This is a genomic window from Halorubrum sp. SP9 (assembly GCF_005435015.1).
Classification (GTDB): Archaea; Halobacteriota; Halobacteria; order Halobacteriales; family Haloferacaceae; genus Halorubrum; species Halorubrum sodomense.
Genome location: NZ_SGXU01000341.1, coordinates 278 through 484, shown reverse-complemented (window position 1 = coordinate 484; position 207 = coordinate 278). Strand labels below are relative to the sequence as shown.

The following is a 207-nucleotide window of genomic DNA, read 5'->3' as shown; positions in this document are numbered from 1 at the left end:
ACGGCCCAGTCGAGGGTGTTCGTCGCGATCCCGAGCCCGGCGATGGCGCCGACCGCCGTCATCGACGTCGACGCCGGGACGCCGGCGAAGTTGCCGACGAACAGCGCCCCGCCGATGAAGAAGAGGACGATGATGCTCGTCTCCAGCGTGAACACGTTCGCGCCGGTGACGAGGTCCTCGCCCAGCGTGGTCACCACGCGCTGCCCC

General features: G+C 70.0%; 1 pseudogene. It reads right to left on the bottom strand.

Going from position 1 to position 207, the window contains the following annotated elements:
- Positions 1-207 (bottom strand): annotated as a pseudogene (locus EXE45_RS21575) (inorganic phosphate transporter); the annotation flags it as partial.